This window comes from Deinococcus grandis (assembly GCF_001485435.1).
Classification (GTDB): domain Bacteria; phylum Deinococcota; class Deinococci; order Deinococcales; family Deinococcaceae; genus Deinococcus; species Deinococcus grandis.
The window spans coordinates 2,165,828-2,180,629 of sequence record NZ_BCMS01000001.1; the positions used below are offsets into that span (position 1 = coordinate 2,165,828).

Genomic DNA, 14,802 nt, shown 5'->3' on the forward strand with positions numbered 1-14,802 from the left:
AAACCCCTGAACGCCCCGCCCCGCCCGTCGGACGGCGGGGCTTTCTCATGGGCGGCGCCGGAGCGTGTACTGTGGATCATGACCGACGCCCTGCCCCTGCCGTCCTCCCCGCGTGTCATTCCTACCGTGCCCGGCCCACCCGTGATCGGCAGTATCACGCAGCTGTACCCGCACCGGCTACGCGACTTCCTGACCGGCGCGTACCGCGAGCATGGCCCGGTGTTCAACGTGACGGGACTGGGACAGACCTTCACGGTGCTGGCCGGCCCCGAAGCGAACGTGTGGACCGTGAAGGAAGGGCACCGCCACCTGCGGTCCCTGGAGGCGTGGCGGCCGAACGATCAGGCGTTCGGGGTGCAGCGGTCCATGATCAGCGTGGACGGCGCCGAGCACCGCGCGTTCCGGCGGGTGGAGGGTCGCACGTACACCCGCGCGTACCTGGGCGCGAACCTGCGCCGCGCGCTGGCCGTCACCGCCGAGGACCTCGCGCCGCTACGGGCCGGGGATGACCTGCAGGTGGCGCACTGGTGCAAGTCGGTCATCACCGAGCAGCTGGCGCGCGTGGTCGTGAACGGCACGGCCCGCCCGTACCTGAATGACCTGCTGAGCTTCGTGCAGAACACCCTGATGGTCCGCGTGACCCGGCAGCGTCCGCCGCTGGTCGAGCACCTGCCGGGCTTCCGCCGGGCGCGGGCGCGGAGCCTGGGCATGGTGGAGGCCCTGATCGACGAGCACCGCCGCGTCCCCCCGGAGCAGGCCGGGCGCGAACCGGACCTGATCGACGACCTGCTGGCCGCGCAGGCGGCCGACCCGGCGTTCTGGTCGGACCTGGACCTGCGCATGGCGGCCATCGGGGCGTTCATCGCGGGCATGGACACTGCCGCGAACACCCTGGCGTTCGTGCTGTACCGCGTGGGGCGGCACCCGGAACTGGTGCCCGCCCTGGTCGCGGAAGCTGACGCGGCCTTCCAGGACGGGCCGCCCAGCATGGAGAGCCTGGGGGGCCTGCCGCACCTGCACCGCTTCGTGATGGAATGCCTGCGCCTGCATCCCATCGCGCCCGCCATGACCCGCACCGTCACGCAGGACTTCGACTTCGCGGACGTCACGGTCCCGCAGGGTCGGCGGGTGATCATCGCCACGACCGTCCCGCACGGCCTGAACGACTGCTTCACGGACGCGGACACCTTCGACCCGGACCGCTTCGCGCCGGGCCGCATGGAGCACCGCCGTCCCGGTGCGTTCGCGCCCTACGGGCTGGGCACGCACATCTGCGCGGGCAGCGGCATGGCCGAGGGACTGATCATGCTGAACCTCGCGGCGATCCTGCGGACCCTGGACCTGCGCGGCGACCCCAGCTACGTCCTGCGTGAGGTCGCCCGCCCCACCGCCACACCCGACGACCGCCTGACCCTGCGCGTGACGAGCGTGCGGCACCCGGCGGTCAGTCTGCTCGCCTGAACGCCTACGCGGTCAGCGGTTCGAGGCTCCGCACGGGCTTCCCGGTCTGCCGCGCGTACGCGATCTCCCGGCGGGTAGAGTCTCCCACGTACCCGCCGGGGTTGATGATCAGAACCTCGTCCGCGAGGTCGATCTTGCGCAGGTGCAGCTCACCCAGGCGGTCCAGGGCCGCCTCGCGTTCGGCGCTGCTCAGGTGCGCCAGGGCGTCCTCGTCCCGCTGCCGGTGACTGCCGACGCTCAGGACGATCCGGCCCGCCAGCGTCTCGGCCAGCGACGCCGCGTCGAACTCGGCCAGGAAGCGCACGCTGCCGCACAGACACACCACGCGCGGCCTCTCCCCCACTGGAACATTCAGAACTGCAGGGCGTAGCGGGTGCCTGCGCCGTCGAAGCACTCGCCGATGCCGCGTTCCTGCGCGTCCACGGTCAGGGTGCAGGTCAGCAGGGCGGGCGGGGCTCCCTCGGCGCGGGCGATCAGGTTCCCGGTGTACGCGGGGACGGGGCGGCCCCCCTCCACGCGGGTGCCGCCGCCCGTGAAGGCGCTGCCGTCGGTGCCACTGCTCGCGCCGAACGCCACGCTGAAGCCCAGTCCGCCGGGCAGTGCGCCGCCCCCGATCAGGTACGTGCGGCCGGTGTACGTGCGCCCGCCGATGCGGATGGTGGCGTTGTCCGGCGCGAACGGGTCCCCCAGGCGCGGCGTGAGCGTCCCGCGCGTGAAGGTCACGGTACCCTCCTGCCCCGTCACGGCGTTCACGATCCGCCCGGTCTGCGGGGCGGTCACGGCCGGCGCGCACGCACCGAGGAGGGAGGCGAGCAGGGCCGCGCCAATCAGGGCATGGGGCTTCATACGCCCAGTGTAGCCCTGACGGTTCCGCTCAGCGGGCGACGACCTCGTGGATTTCCAGGATGTTCGGGCCGCTGAAGGCGTCCCTCGGGAGGGTGCCGCTGCGGGCGTGACCCTGCCGGAAGGCGTCGCTGGTCGTCCAGGCCTCGAAGGCCGCGCGAGACTCCCAGAAGGTCAGGACCACGAACGGATCGCCGTCGCGGGTGGGGCGCAGGACGTGGTTGGCGATGAAGCCGGGCATGCCGTCCACCAGTCCGGCCCGCTCGCGGAAGCGCGCCTCGAAGGTGTCGTGGTACTCGGCTTTCACGTGGATGCGGTTGGCGACGCTGATCATGAGGAACCTCCAGTCACCGGGCGAAGTCGTGGATGAACTGTTCCTGCTGCGGCGTCTCGATGGCGTGCGGGCTGCGGGTCTCGCGGACCAGGGCGATGGCGCCCTCGGCGTTCAGGCCGCCCTGCACGAGCAGGCACGCAGCGGTCAGGCCCGCGCGGCCCAGTCCGCCCCGGCAGTGCACGACGACGCTGCGCCCGTCGAGCAGGTGGGTCATGAGTTCGTCGATGTACGCGGCGAAGTCGCGCGGGTCGTGCGGCGCATGCTGGTCGGGGATGGGGTACGGGGCGATCTCGATCAGGTGCGTGGCGGCGGCGTCGTGGTAGCCGTCCATGCCGAGCAGGTCGAACTCGAAGTCCTCGATCAGGGGCGCGATGACGTTCGTGCCCTGCTGCGCGAGGGTCTGCATGTCTTCGGTGACGCTGCGGTCGTGGGTGACGCCCGGCTGGTACACGCTGCCGCCCTTCTTGCCGGGCGCGAAGGTCAGGCCCAGGCGGCCAGGCCACAGGCCGGTGGGAATCCAGTCCACGCGGATGGGGTTGACGGCGCTGGTCACGCGCGCGCGTCCTCGGCGATCCAGCGGGCGGCGTCCATGGCGTGGTACGTGATGATGGCGTCCGCTCCGGCGCGGCGCATGCCGGTCAGGGTTTCCAGGACGGTGCGGCGCTCGTCCATGAATCCGGCGGCGGCGGCGGCCTTGATCAGCGAGTACTCGCCGCTGACGTTGTACGCCACGACGGGCAGGTCGAATTCGCGCTTCAGGAGGTTCAGGACGTCCAGGTACGCCAGGGCGGGTTTGACCATCAGGGTGTCGGCGCCCTGTTCGGCGTCCAGGCGGGCCTCGCGCAGCGCCTCGCGGTAGCCTCCGGCGGGGTCCATCTGGTACGTGGCGCGGTTGCCGACGCTGGGGGTTGACCCGGCGGCGTCGCGGAAGGGGCCGTAGTAGGCGCTGGCGTACTTCACGGCGTAACTCATGACGGGTACGTGCGTGAAGCCCGCCCCGTCCAGTGCGGCGCGGATGGCGGCGACCTGTCCGTCCATCATGGCGCTGGGGGCGATCACGTCGGCGCCCGCGCGGGCCTGGGAGACGGCGGTCTGCGCGAGCAGGGCGAGGCTGGGGTCGTTGTCGACCGTCCAGGCGTCCGCGCCGCTGTGGCCGGGCACCTCGCACAGCGGGCCGCAGTGGCCGTGGTCGGTGTACTCGCACAGGCAGGTGTCGGCGATGACGTTGATGCCGGGCACGCTGGCCTTGATGGCGCGCGTGGCCCGCTGGATGATGCCGTCCTCGGCGTACGCCTGGGTGCCCACGGCGTCCTTGTGGTCGGGAATGCCGAAGAGGATCACGCTGGGAATGCCCAGGGCCAGGGCCTCGCGGGCCTGCTGCACGGCACTCTCGATGGAGTGGCGCTGCACGCCGGGCATGGTGGCGATGTCGGTCACCGTGTCGCGTTCATGCACGAAGATCGGGTGGATGAACTGACCGGGGTGCAGGTGCACCTCGCGGGTCAGGGCGCGCAGGGCGGGCGTGCGGCGCAGGCGGCGGGGACGGTCCATGCGCCTACGCTACCTCGCGGGCGGCGGGACGAATGCAACGGACCTCGGCAGCATGAAAAAAGCTCCCCGGCGTGGGGAGCCCCTGCCGGGTGGGGTCAGACGGTGCCGAGCAGGCGGCGCACGGCGAAGCGCACGCGGCCCAGGTTCGCCACGTCGTCGAAGGCGGTCAGGAGCACCTGGTTGCCGTGCGGGGTGAGCAGTACCGGGCCGCCGTCCACGTCGAGCAGCAGTTCCTGCCAGTCGGGGGTGTTCAGGTTGCTCTGGAGGCTGCCGATCACGGCGCGTCCGGCGGCGACCAGGGTCAGTTCGGCGGGCAGGTCGGTCTCGGTCAGGCCGGCCTTGGCGACGATCTTGCCGTCCGGGCCGACCAGGGCGGTGTGGCGCACGCCGCGCACGTCCATGAGGCTCTCGATCATGCCTGTTCCCTGGGGAGGCTGATGTCCAGTGCGAGGCGCGCGAGGGTCTGCTGGGCGGTGCGGGTGTCGCTGCCGCGCGTCATGGCGGCGCCGACGGTGTAGGGGCCGGTGGTGACGGCCACGACTTCCACGCGTTCGCTGGTGAAGGCGAGGCGGGTCACGTCGCCGGTGCCGAGGCGGCGGCCGGTGCGGTCCATGCCCTGGCGGAGCGAGGCGAGTTCGGCGGCCAGGCCGTCGCCGCCGTCGCCGTGCGCCTCGACGGCCAGGCCGTCCGGGCCGACGAGGGCGGCGGCGATGACGCCGGGCAGGGTGCGCAGGGGGTCGAGTTTCACAGCGTGGCCTCCAGTTTGCGGGCGGCGTCACGGCCGTACAGGCGGGCCTGCCCGAGGTTGCTGCGGCCGTCCACGGCGAGCAGCAGGAAGTACTCGGTCTTGATCGGGTGCAGGTACACGCTCAGGCGCTCGCCGCGCAGGTACAGTTCGCGGGGCGCGCCGCCCTGGAGGGTGTCGGTGTAGACGGTGTGCGCGGCGCGGTACAGTCCGGCGTGTTCGGCGACGAGCAGGCTCAGGTCGGCGTCGAGCGTGGCGTGCCCTTCGATCAGCAGGCCGTCGAGGCCCGCGATGGCGGCGGCCCAGGCGCCGTCCACGTCCCGTACGAGTTGTGTGAGTTGATCGAGCATCTGCCCCGCATCATAAGCTGCCGGGCTGCGCGGCGTGGCGTCTGTCCGGCCGGGCGGTGGGGGCGCCTCCCCCCCCGCGCCGTGCGTGGTTTTTCACGTCCGGGTCAGTCGGTCGCGCAGGGCGCTCAGGTCGCCGCCCGGCAGGCCGTGTGCGTTCAGGTACGCGTCCAGCTGGCCCCAGTGTTGGTCGATGTGGGTCAGGGTGAGGTGGATGTCGTCGGCGCGGGTCGCGGCGAACGGGGCGAGGTGCGCCCACTGCTCGGGCGTGCGGCGGGCCTGCTGGTCGCGGTAGAAATCGCGCAGGGCGGGACCGCTGGCGGCGTCGTCGGCGGCCGTCTGGTCGCGGGTCTGTCCGGCGAGTTCGCTGCACAGGGCGGCGATCAGGCCGGTGCGGTCCTTGCCCGCGTGGCAGTGAATGAGGACCGGGCCGGGTGGGGCGTCGAGGATCGCGCCCAGGACCGTCACGATCTGGTTGGGCGCGTGGTCGAGCATGGCGGTCATGTGGTCGGCGTTGGTGCGGGCGGCGGCGCTGGCTTCGTTGAAGGCGCGGTGGCGCCACGGGAGCAGGGGCAGGTTCAGGTCGGCGGGGTGGCCCAGGAACGGGGGTGGATCGGCCGCGCGTTCGGTGCGGCTGCGCAGGTCGATGTTGCGGCTGAAGTTCAGGGCCTTCACAGCAGAATTCAGAGGGATTGAAGGTCTTTCTCAATCCCGATGAACCGAGCGGAGCGAGCACCTGGGAAGGACAGTGGTTGGAGGTGGAGTTGAGGGGCGTGCTGTTGGCCCCTCAATGGAACTGGAAACCGCTGTCAGGTCGCGCCGACCGTCTGGCGTGAGGCGGCTGAGGGTGTCGCTGCGGCACAGGCCGGGGAGGCTGCGGCGGAAATTGAGGAGGCCGCCGGGTGGCTGTTCGGAGGTGGTCATGGAGGGTGCAGTCTGGCGGGTCGGCTGCCGGGGTCGGGGTGGCGGGAGTGACGGTGTGGTGCGGGATTTCTGGGGTACAATGGGGTCATTGAGGGAGCCGGTTCTATTACGCTAAAAGCATAATGAGTGTGATAGAATCAATCCATTCCCGGACAGGCCGGGCCTCGACATTTCAGGCTGACGCGGCGCCACTGCCGGGCCGCAGCAGCCTCACGACTGGAGCCACATGACTGGAATTCACCCCGTTGACATCACCAGTGAAGTCAAGACCAACTTCATCAACTACGCCATGAACGTGATCGTGGACCGCGCGCTGCCCGACGTGCGCGACGGTCTCAAGCCCGTGCAGCGCCGCATCATGTACGCGATGATGCTCGAGGGCCTGTACTCGAACGTCAAGCACGCCAAGTCCGCGTCCGTCGTGGGCGAGGTCATGAAGAAGTACCACCCGCACGGTGACAGCAGCATCTACGACGCGATGGTGCGCCTGGGCCAGTGGTGGAACATGCGCTACCCGATGGTGCACCCCCAGGGGAACTTCGGGTCCATCGACGGTGACCCGCCCGCCGCGATGCGCTACACCGAGGCGCGCATGACCAAGGTCGCCGAGGAAGTCCTGGCCGACCTGGAAAAGAAGACGGTGGACCTCAAGCCCAACTACGACGAGACCACCGAGGAACCCACGGTGCTGCCCAGCGCCGTGCCGAACCTGCTCATCAACGGGGCGTCGGGCATCGCGGTGGGGATGGCGACGAACATCCCGCCGCACAACCTCACCGAGATCTGCAACGGTCTGCTCGCGCTGATCGAGGACCCGACCATCGGCCTGGACGAGATGATGACGCACGTGCAGGGCCCGGACTTCCCCACGGGCGGGCGCATCAGCCGCGCGGGCATCCGGGAGGCGTACGCGACCGGGCACGGCGGCCTGAAGGTGCGCGGCAAGGCCCGCATCGACGAGAAGAACGGCCGCAACCAGATCATCATCAGCGAGATCCCGTATCAGGTGAACAAGACCAACCTGATCCAGACGATCAGCGCGATGTACAAGGCCGGGAAAATCCCGGACATCAGCGCGCTGCGTGACGAGTCCGACCGCAAGGACCCGGTGCGCATCGTGATCGACCTGAAGCGCGGCGCGATTCCCACGCTGGTGCTGAACCAGCTGTACAAGTACACGCAGCTGCAGAGCACGTTCACGATCATCAACCTGAGCATCGTGCACGGCGAGCCGCGCGTGCTGCCCCTGATCGACACCATGCGCTACTTCCTGGACCACCGCCAGGACGTCGTGACCCGCCGCACGCAGTACGACCTGGACAAGGCGCAGGAACGCGCCCATATCCTCGAAGGGCTGCTCAAGGCCCTGGACCACATCGACGAGGTCATCACGCTGATCCGCGCGAGCAACACGGGCGCCGAGGCGCGCGACTCGCTGATGGCCCGCTTCGGCCTGACCGAGGTGCAGGCCCAGGCGATCCTGGACATGCGCCTGCAGCGTCTGGTGGGCCTGGAACGCGAGAAACTGCAGGGCGAGTACGACGAACTGCAGAAGACCATCGCGTTCCTGCAGTCGATCCTGGGTGACGAGAAGCTGCTGTGGCGCGAGATCAAGAAGGAGATCCGCGCCGTGCGCGACAACTACGGTGACGAGCGCCGCAGCGCGATCACGCTGCTGGAGGAGGACATCACCAAGGAGGACCTGATCGCCGTGGAGGACATGGTCATCACCATGACCAAGGCCGGGTACCTCAAGCGCACGAAGCTGGACGCCTACCGCGCCCAGAGTCGCGGCGGGCGCGGCGCGAGCGGTGGCAAGCTGCGCGAGGAGGACGTGAACACCCGCGTGTTCGTCGGCTCCACGCACGACTACCTGCTGTTCTTCACCGATCAGGGCCGCGTGTTCCACGAGAAGATCTACGACCTGCCGGAGGCGGGCCGTGACGCGAAGGGCACGCACATCCGCAACCTGCTGCCCAGCCTGCGTGAAGAGGAGAACGTCGCCAGCGTGCTGAGCGTGAAGGGCTTCGAGGAGGCCGGGTGCTTCATCTTCGCCACGAAGAACGGCATCGTGAAGAAGACGCTGATCACCGAGTACGGCAACATCACCTCCGCCGGTCTGATCGCCATCAACCTCCAGCCCGGTGACGAGCTGATCGGGGTGGGCATCGTGCAGGACGGCGACCACGTGGTCCTGGCGACCCGCAACGGCAAGGCGATGCGCTTCGAGAGCGGCGAGGTGCGCGAGACGGGCCGCGCGACGCAGGGCGTGATCGGCATCCGCCTGCGTGATGGAGAGGACGACGCGGTCGTGAGCATGGCGCTGGTGCCCGGCAGCGACGTGGACAGCGAACTGCTCGCGGTCAGCGAGTGCGGCCTGGGCAAGCGCACCCCGGTGGGCGACTACCCGGCCAAGGGGCGCGGCGGGATGGGCGTGATCACGCTGGACGTGACCGACAAGACCGGCAAGCTCGTGACCCTGGCCCGCGTGGGCGGCAACGAGGAACTGATGGTCCTGACCGAGAAGGGCACCGTGATCCGCACCCGCGTGGAGGAGGTCCGCGTGACGGGCCGCAACGCGCAGGGCGTGAAGGTGATCAACATCGGGGACAAGGACTGCGTGATCAGTGCCTTCCCGATCCGCCGCGAGGACGAACTGTAACCCCCTGACGCCGGAGCCGGGGTGGGCGGTGACGCCGCACCCCGGTTTCTTTATTCCCGCTGTCTTTATCCGCCACGCGGTGAGGGGTCGGTGAGGCGCGGCGGCGCACACTGCGGCGGTGGACGCCGTGCTGGTGCAGGCCCGCGAGACGGAGGCACGAGCGAGGATCTGTAATCTAAAGCCAGATTAAAGAAACAAAACTGTTTACAAAAAAGTGAGATTGGGTTACACTGTGAGCACGTCGGGAAAGGGGCACCACCCCATCACCCGGCACCCGCGACCACACCTCACACCCGCCCAAGGAGGCGAAACGAATGCTTACCAACACCCGCACCAGCACCCGGACCTTCGTGGACACCGTGACCTACCGCCCCGGCGCCGTCATCCTCTACCCCGGCAAGAGCGACATGCTCTACCGCGTCTCCACCGGCCTCGTGCGCGTGCACACCATGGACGACGACGGCAACGGCCTGACCCTGCGCTACGTCAAGCCCGGCGAGTACTTCGGCGAGGAAGCCCTGGCCGGCGTGAACCGCGCCTACTTCGCGGAGGCCGTCACGGACTCCAGCATCGACGTGATCAACCCCGCCCTGATGAGCGCCGAGGACAACCTGCACGTCACCACCCACCTCGTGCGGACCCTGGAACGCGCCTACGAGAGCATCTACCGTCTCGTCGGCAAGCGGCTGCGCGCCCGCATCGCCGGGGAACTGCTGGAACTCAAGGACACCGCGCTGGCCACCCAGCTCGACAGCGGCGAGACCATGATCTACGCCACGCACGACGAACTGGCCGCCGCCGTCGGGTCGGTCCGCGAGACCGTCACCAAGGTCGTCGGGGAACTCTCCCGCGAGGGCGTGATCAGTGCCGGCTACGGCAAGATCACCCTGAAGAACGAATCGGCCCTGGCCGACATCGCCGCCGCGTAACCCCAAGCTTCGCCGCACCGCCGCCTCCAGACTGGGGGCGGCGGCTTTTATGCCCCCTCCCCTGTCCAGCCGTGTTTCTGTACATGTGACACCAATCCTGGACGGTTGGCATTCCCAGCGCGCCCCGCCTGTGCATAGACTCGGGCGATGACCCAGACCTACACCCCCGACCGTCCCCTGCGCGTCGCCGTGATCGGCAGCGGCCCCAGCGGCATCTTCGCCACCGAGGCCCTCCTGAAACAGACCGACCTGCCCGCCCAGGTGGACGTCTACGACCGCCTCCCCACCCCCTACGGCCTGGTGCGCTACGGCGTGGCGCCCGACCACCTGACGATCAAGAGCGTCACGCGCGGCTTCGAGAAGACCCTCGGCGACCCGCGCGTGCGCTTCCTGGGCAACGTGGAATTCGGCACCGACCTCACCCACGAGGACGCCCTGGCCCACTACGACGCCGTGCTGTACACCGTCGGGGCCAGCAGCGACCGCCGCCTGGGCATTCCCGGCGAGGACCTGACGGGCAGCATGAGCGCCACCGAGTTCGTCGCGTGGTACAACGGCCACCCGGACGCCGCCGCGCGCGAGATGGTCCTGAATGCCAGCGGCGTCGCCGTGGTCGGCGTGGGGAACGTCGCGCTAGACGTGAGCCGCATCCTCGTGAAGACCGCGCAGGAACTCCACGAGAGCGACATCGCCGCGCACGCCCTGACCGCGCTGGACGCCAGCCACGTGCAGGACGTGTGGGTGCTGGGCCGCCGCGGGCCCGCGCAGGCCGCCTTCACCACCAAGGAACTGCGCGAGTTCGGGGAACTGCACGCCGCCGAACCCGTCGTGAAACCCGAGGAGATCGCGCTGAGCGAGGCCGAGGAAGCCGCGATCACCGACAACACCAAGAAGAAGAACGTGGAAGTCCTGCGCGACTTCGCCGCCCGCGAAACCGAGGGCAAGGCGCGGCGCGTGCACCTGCGCTTCCTGACCTCCCCCGTCGAGATCCTCGACGACGGGCAGGGGCGCGTGGGCGGCCTGAAGGTCGAACGCAACCGCCTGGACGAGAACGGCAACGCCGTCGGCACCGGCGAGTTCGAGGTGCTGCCCGTGCAGATGGTGCTCCGCTCGGTCGGGTACCGCGGCGTGGCGCTGCCCGGCGTGCCCTTCGACGAGCGGCGCGGCGTGATTCCCAACGAGGAAGGCCGCGTGGAGGGCCGCGTGGGCGAGTACACCGCCGGGTGGATCAAACGCGGCCCCAGCGGCGTGGTCGGCACGAACCGCAAGGACGCCACCGACACCGTCGCCCACCTGCTGGCCGACGCGAAGGACGGCAAGCTGCCCGGCGCCACCCACCCCACCCGAGAGGCCGTGGACGCCCTGCTGGCCGGGAAGGGCGTGCAGGTCTACTCCTTCCACGACTGGCAGGTCCTCGACGCGCACGAACTCGCCGAAGGGCAGGCGCAGGGCCGCCCGCGCGCCAAGGTCGTTCACCGCGAGCTGATGCTCGGCCACCGCAAGAGCTGACCAGAAGAAGGAGGCGGCCCGCCAGTTCCGGGGGCCGCCTCCTTCCCTGTACCTTCAGCTGATCAGGCCGGTATGCACGCGCGGCCTGAGGCCCTGCTGCCGCACGAGGGTCCGGACCTCCTGGCAGCGGCAGCCCCGGTAGGTGCACAACAGTCCTTCCGGGTCGCGGTTCAGGAGGCGCACCGTGCTGTCCACGAGGTCCCGCACGCGGTACAGCCGCAGGGTGCTCTGGCCGACCTGCACGCTGCGGGCGCGGGCGTGAACCTCGGGCGCGAGGTTGTCGAAGTCCGCCGAGCAGTTCGGGAACGCGGTGGGCACGACCTGACCGTCCAGCGGCACGTACCGCGTCAGCAGCGGCAGGCCCGCGAGGTGCTCGCCGTAGTGGACGCTGGTGTTGCTGCCGAAATCCACGCCCATCAGCAGCGCGAAGCCGTCCAGGTCGTACAGCGCCCCGATGGGCTGGTACGGGCTGCTCAGCGACTGCGCCTCGGTGATGCGGCGCGCCTCCTGCCCCAGCGCGATGAAACTCAGGGTGGGGTGGAAGGAGCGCAGCGCGTCGGCGCGTTCCACGAGTTCCTGCGGCACCCGCCCGATGTCCCGGCTGACCCGCGAATCCCGGTGGAAGCGCGCGTGGGCGGTCGCGGTGGGCCGCGAGAGCAGCGTGGAGTACGTGAAGGCCGGGGCGACCACCGTGGCACTCGCGCGTTCCAGGGCGTCCACGACCGTGCGCGCCCCACCCTCGAGCTGCCCGAAGGATTTCAGGCTGGCGTGAACGATCACGTGCCCGGTGCCGTCCAGTCCCAGCGCGCGCAGGCCCTCGTCCAGTTCGGCGGGGGTCACGGCGGGTCGGCGCAGCAGGTTCAGCACGCCCCCAGTCTACTCCGGCAGGCCTCCTGGGCGGGAGGAAAGGCGCACAGTCCCTTGCCCGCCCGCCGGGCCACCCACAGGGGGCGGCGCGCAGATCACCCCACGCGCCGCCCCCCTTCAAAGCTGGCTTTATCCGGATTCCGTCTGTTCCGTTGACAATCCGGAACTTCACCGGATTGCCCACTTCACGCCCGGAACCCGGTTCCCTCCTGCTCGCTCCGCTCGGACTGAACGGTTCTGGCGAACCATCCAGCCGGAGTACGTTACTTGACGAACAGCATCTGGCGGTAGGTCGGCAGCGGCCAGTGCTGCTCGGCGACGACCTTCTCCAGCTTGTCGGCGGCCTTGCGCACGGCGCTCATGGCGGGCAGCACCTGGTCGCGCATGTGGTGGGCCTTCTCGTGCACCTCGTCCCCGCCGGTGGCGGCGTTCTGGGCGCTGAGAGCCTGCACGGCGTCGAACAGTTCGTCCGCGGCGGCCTCGACCTCGGCGGCGACACCCCTGACGGCCTTGCTGCCGCCCGCGGCGTGCAGTTCGCTCAGGTACTTCACGGCGGCGGGGAGGATCATGGTGCGGGCCATGTACTCGGTGGTCTCGCCCTCGATGTTCACCGTCTTGAAGTAGATGTCGTACATGATTTCCTGACGGGCGGCCAGTTCTCGGTCGGACAGCACCTTGAACTTCTCGAACAGCGCGCCGTTCTTGGCGTCGGTCAGGTGGTGCACGGCGTCCAGGGTGGTGCGCAGGTTCAGCAGCTTCCGGCCATGCTCGGCTTCCTGGTGCCACTCGTCGCTGTAGCCGTCACCGTTGAAGACGATGCGCTTGTGGGCGCTGTAGGTGGCCTTGACGATCTCGGCGACGGCGGTGTCCAGATCGGTTCCGGCGTCAAGCTTGGCCTTCAGCTCGGCGGCCAGGGCGCTCACGGCGTCCGCGACGATGGTGTTCAGGACCGTGATCGGGAAGGAGATGCTCTGGCTGCTGCCCGCCGCGCGGAACTCGAACTTGTTCCCGGTGAACGCGAAGGGGCTGGTGCGGTTGCGGTCCCCGGCGTGACGGGGCAGGGGGGGCAGGACGCTGGTGCCCAGGCCCAGCAGGCCGGCTTCGGCGCCGCGTCCACCCTGGCCGCTTTCCAGGCGGTCGAAGATGTCGCTCAGTTCGCTGCCCAGGAAGATGCTGATGATCGCGGGCGGGGCCTCGTTGGCGCCCAGGCGGTGGTCGTTGCTGGCGCTGGCGACGCTGATGCGCAGCAGGTCCTGGTGCTCGTCCACGGCCTTGATGACGGCCGAGGTGAAGAACAGGAACTGCAGGTTCTCGTGCGGGGTGTCGCCGGGCTCCAGGAGGTTCTCACCGGCGTTGGTGCTCATGCTCCAATTGCAGTGCTTGCCCGAGCCGTTCACGCCCGCGAAGGGCTTCTCGTGCAGCAGGGCGACGAGGCCGTACTTACGGGCAGTGTTGCGCAGCACCTGCATGGTGAGCTGCTGGTGGTCGGCGGCGATGTTGCTGTCCTCGAAGATCGGGGCGATCTCGAACTGGCCGGGCGCGACCTCGTTGTGACGGGTCTTGACGGGGATACCCAGCGCGTACAGCTGCTGCTCGGCGTCGGTCATGAAGCTCAGGACGCGGTCGGGAATCGCACCGAAGTAGTGGTCTTCGAGTTCCTGGCCGCGGGGGGGCTGCGCGCCGAACAGGGTGCGGCCGGTCATGACGAGGTCGGGGCGGCGGTAGTAGTACTCCTCGGCGATCAGGAAGTATTCCTGCTCGGCCCCCAGGGTGCTGCTCACGCGGGTGCCCTCGCTGGCCCCGAAGAGTTTCAGGGCGGGCGTGACGGCCTTGTTCAGCGCCTCGACGGAGCGCAGCAGGGGGGTCTTGGTGTCCAGCGCCTCGCCGGTCCAGCTGGCGAACGCGGTGGGGATGCACAGGGTCGCGCCGTTGGCGTGACGCATGATGAACGCCGGGCTGCTGGCGTCCCAGGCGGTGTAGCCGCGCGCCTCGAAGGTCGCACGCAGGCCGCCGGACGGGAAGGAGCTGGCGTCGGGTTCGGCCTGGATGAGTTCCTTGCCGCTGAACGCCGCGATGGCGCTGCCGTCACCGTTGGGGGACACGAAGGAGTCGTGCTTCTCGGCGGTCGCGCCGGTCAGGGGGTGGAACCAGTGGGTGTAGTGCGTGGCGCCCTTCTCCATGGCCCAGGTCTTCATGGCGAGCGCGACGGTGTCGGCGATGCTGGGGTCGAGGGTCGCGCCGCGTTCCAGGGTCGCCTGGAGGCTCTTGAAGGTGGGTTTGCTCAGGCGGGCCTTGAGCTGCTCCAGGGTCAGGACGTCGCTGGAGTACACACTGCTGATGATCTGATCGGGCGTGGCGGTATCCACGGCGTCCGTGCGCCAGTTGCGGGCGGCGGAGATCACGTCGAAGTCATGGTTCATGTCGCTCCCTGTGCGCGGTGGCTGGGGGGTGCGCGGCGCGCTTGGCATCCCTGATTTCACGCCGCTCCCGTGGTTCCACCGGGCATCACTACGCCCGGAGTATATGAGCCCAGCCTGAAGGCGGTCAACGAATACTTCTGCACAACATGCCGGAATACCGGGACAGGGCAGGGCTTGACACGCAGTGACGTGCAGTTTGTACACCGCGGA

Annotated in this window: 15 protein-coding genes; 4 read left to right on the plus strand and 11 right to left on the minus strand. The window is 69.4% G+C overall.

Features of this window, described 5'->3' with window-relative positions; translation table 11 throughout:
- The first annotated feature begins 78 nt into the window (after positions 1 to 78).
- Positions 79 to 1,461, plus strand: a complete 1,383-nt coding sequence (locus DEIGR_RS10605) for a cytochrome P450 (protein WP_058977089.1) — start codon at positions 79 to 81, stop codon at positions 1,459 to 1,461.
- 4 nt (positions 1,462 to 1,465) lie between these two features.
- Here DEIGR_RS10605 and DEIGR_RS10610 read toward each other — a convergent pair whose 3' ends face one another.
- The 9 genes from DEIGR_RS10610 to DEIGR_RS10650 all read right to left on the minus strand — a co-directional run bounded on the left by DEIGR_RS10610 (position 1,466) and on the right by DEIGR_RS10650 (position 5,956).
- Complete coding sequence (locus tag DEIGR_RS10610; RefSeq protein ID WP_236704721.1) at positions 1,466 to 1,786, minus strand: hypothetical protein; 321 nt, start codon at positions 1,784 to 1,786, stop codon at positions 1,466 to 1,468.
- A 26-nt stretch (positions 1,787 to 1,812) separates the two neighbouring features.
- Positions 1,813 to 2,307, minus strand: a complete 495-nt coding sequence (locus DEIGR_RS10615; protein ID WP_058977092.1) for a hypothetical protein — start codon at positions 2,305 to 2,307, stop codon at positions 1,813 to 1,815.
- Positions 2,308 to 2,335: 28 nt separating this feature from the next.
- Positions 2,336 to 2,638, minus strand: a complete 303-nt coding sequence (locus DEIGR_RS10620; protein WP_058977095.1) for an antibiotic biosynthesis monooxygenase family protein — start codon at positions 2,636 to 2,638, stop codon at positions 2,336 to 2,338.
- 13 nt (positions 2,639 to 2,651) lie between these two features.
- Complete coding sequence (locus DEIGR_RS10625) at positions 2,652 to 3,191, minus strand: cyclin-dependent kinase inhibitor 3 family protein (protein ID WP_058977097.1); 540 nt, start codon at positions 3,189 to 3,191, stop codon at positions 2,652 to 2,654.
- A complete protein-coding gene (gene hemB / locus DEIGR_RS10630; RefSeq protein WP_058977099.1) occupies positions 3,188 to 4,189 on the minus strand; it encodes a porphobilinogen synthase in 1,002 nt (333 codons plus the stop codon). Before hemB ends, DEIGR_RS10625 begins: the two co-directional genes overlap by 4 nt.
- Before the next feature lie 95 nt (positions 4,190 to 4,284).
- Positions 4,285 to 4,605 carry a roadblock/LC7 domain-containing protein gene (locus tag DEIGR_RS10635; RefSeq protein ID WP_046844574.1) on the minus strand — a complete coding sequence of 107 codons (321 nt, stop codon included), beginning with the start codon at positions 4,603 to 4,605 and terminating at the stop codon, positions 4,285 to 4,287.
- Positions 4,602 to 4,937, minus strand: coding sequence for a roadblock/LC7 domain-containing protein (locus DEIGR_RS10640; protein ID WP_058977100.1), 336 nt, complete (start codon positions 4,935 to 4,937; stop codon positions 4,602 to 4,604). The genes DEIGR_RS10635 and DEIGR_RS10640 overlap by 4 nt, the downstream gene beginning before the upstream one ends.
- Positions 4,934 to 5,284 (minus strand): roadblock/LC7 domain-containing protein, encoded by a 351-nt coding sequence (locus DEIGR_RS10645; protein WP_046844572.1) that lies wholly within the window; start codon positions 5,282 to 5,284, stop codon positions 4,934 to 4,936. The genes DEIGR_RS10640 and DEIGR_RS10645 overlap by 4 nt, the downstream gene beginning before the upstream one ends.
- Positions 5,285 to 5,377: 93 nt before the next feature.
- A complete protein-coding gene (locus DEIGR_RS10650) occupies positions 5,378 to 5,956 on the minus strand; it encodes a tyrosine-protein phosphatase (RefSeq protein WP_236704722.1) in 579 nt (192 codons plus the stop codon).
- A 475-nt stretch (positions 5,957 to 6,431) separates the two neighbouring features.
- Between DEIGR_RS10650 and gyrA the strand changes: the two genes are divergently transcribed.
- The 3 genes from gyrA to DEIGR_RS10665 all read left to right on the plus strand — a co-directional run bounded on the left by gyrA (position 6,432) and on the right by DEIGR_RS10665 (position 11,305).
- On the plus strand, positions 6,432 to 8,867 hold the full coding sequence (gene gyrA / locus DEIGR_RS10655; protein ID WP_046844570.1) for a DNA gyrase subunit A: 2,436 nt from the start codon (positions 6,432 to 6,434) through the stop codon (positions 8,865 to 8,867).
- A 314-nt stretch (positions 8,868 to 9,181) separates the two neighbouring features.
- On the plus strand, positions 9,182 to 9,796 hold the full coding sequence (locus tag DEIGR_RS10660; RefSeq protein ID WP_046844569.1) for a helix-turn-helix domain-containing protein: 615 nt from the start codon (positions 9,182 to 9,184) through the stop codon (positions 9,794 to 9,796).
- Between the two features lie 147 nt (positions 9,797 to 9,943).
- Complete coding sequence (locus DEIGR_RS10665; protein ID WP_058977108.1) at positions 9,944 to 11,305, plus strand: FAD-dependent oxidoreductase; 1,362 nt, start codon at positions 9,944 to 9,946, stop codon at positions 11,303 to 11,305.
- 54 nt (positions 11,306 to 11,359) lie between these two features.
- Here the strand turns inward: DEIGR_RS10665 and DEIGR_RS10670 are convergent, their stop codons facing one another.
- Together DEIGR_RS10670 and DEIGR_RS10675 are read right to left on the minus strand one after the other, a co-directional pair.
- The gene (locus tag DEIGR_RS10670; RefSeq protein WP_058977113.1) at positions 11,360 to 12,172 is read right to left on the minus strand and encodes an AAC(3) family N-acetyltransferase; all 813 of its coding nucleotides are present in this window, start codon (positions 12,170 to 12,172) and stop codon (positions 11,360 to 11,362) included.
- 263 nt (positions 12,173 to 12,435) lie between these two features.
- Positions 12,436 to 14,592, minus strand: a complete 2,157-nt coding sequence (locus DEIGR_RS10675) for a glutamine synthetase III family protein (protein ID WP_058977115.1) — start codon at positions 14,590 to 14,592, stop codon at positions 12,436 to 12,438.
- Positions 14,593 to 14,802: the final 210 nt, after the last annotated feature.

Excerpts from the sequence above, each read along its gene's own strand:
- DEIGR_RS10605 (WP_058977089.1), top strand. The coding sequence starts at position 79 with ATGACCGACGCCCTGCCCCTGCCGTCCTCCCCGCGTGTCATTCCTACC.
- DEIGR_RS10615 (WP_058977092.1), bottom strand. The coding sequence starts at position 2,307 with ATGAAGCCCCATGCCCTGATTGGCGCGGCCCTGCTCGCCTCCCTCCTC.
- DEIGR_RS10620 (WP_058977095.1), bottom strand. The coding sequence starts at position 2,638 with ATGATCAGCGTCGCCAACCGCATCCACGTGAAAGCCGAGTACCACGAC.
- hemB (WP_058977099.1), bottom strand. The coding sequence starts at position 4,189 with ATGGACCGTCCCCGCCGCCTGCGCCGCACGCCCGCCCTGCGCGCCCTG.
- DEIGR_RS10635 (WP_046844574.1), bottom strand. The coding sequence starts at position 4,605 with ATGATCGAGAGCCTCATGGACGTGCGCGGCGTGCGCCACACCGCCCTG.
- DEIGR_RS10645 (WP_046844572.1), bottom strand. The coding sequence starts at position 5,284 with ATGCTCGATCAACTCACACAACTCGTACGGGACGTGGACGGCGCCTGG.
- gyrA (WP_046844570.1), top strand. The coding sequence starts at position 6,432 with ATGACTGGAATTCACCCCGTTGACATCACCAGTGAAGTCAAGACCAAC.
- DEIGR_RS10660 (WP_046844569.1), top strand. The coding sequence starts at position 9,182 with ATGCTTACCAACACCCGCACCAGCACCCGGACCTTCGTGGACACCGTG.
- DEIGR_RS10665 (WP_058977108.1), top strand. The coding sequence starts at position 9,944 with ATGACCCAGACCTACACCCCCGACCGTCCCCTGCGCGTCGCCGTGATC.
- DEIGR_RS10675 (WP_058977115.1), bottom strand. The coding sequence starts at position 14,592 with ATGAACCATGACTTCGACGTGATCTCCGCCGCCCGCAACTGGCGCACG.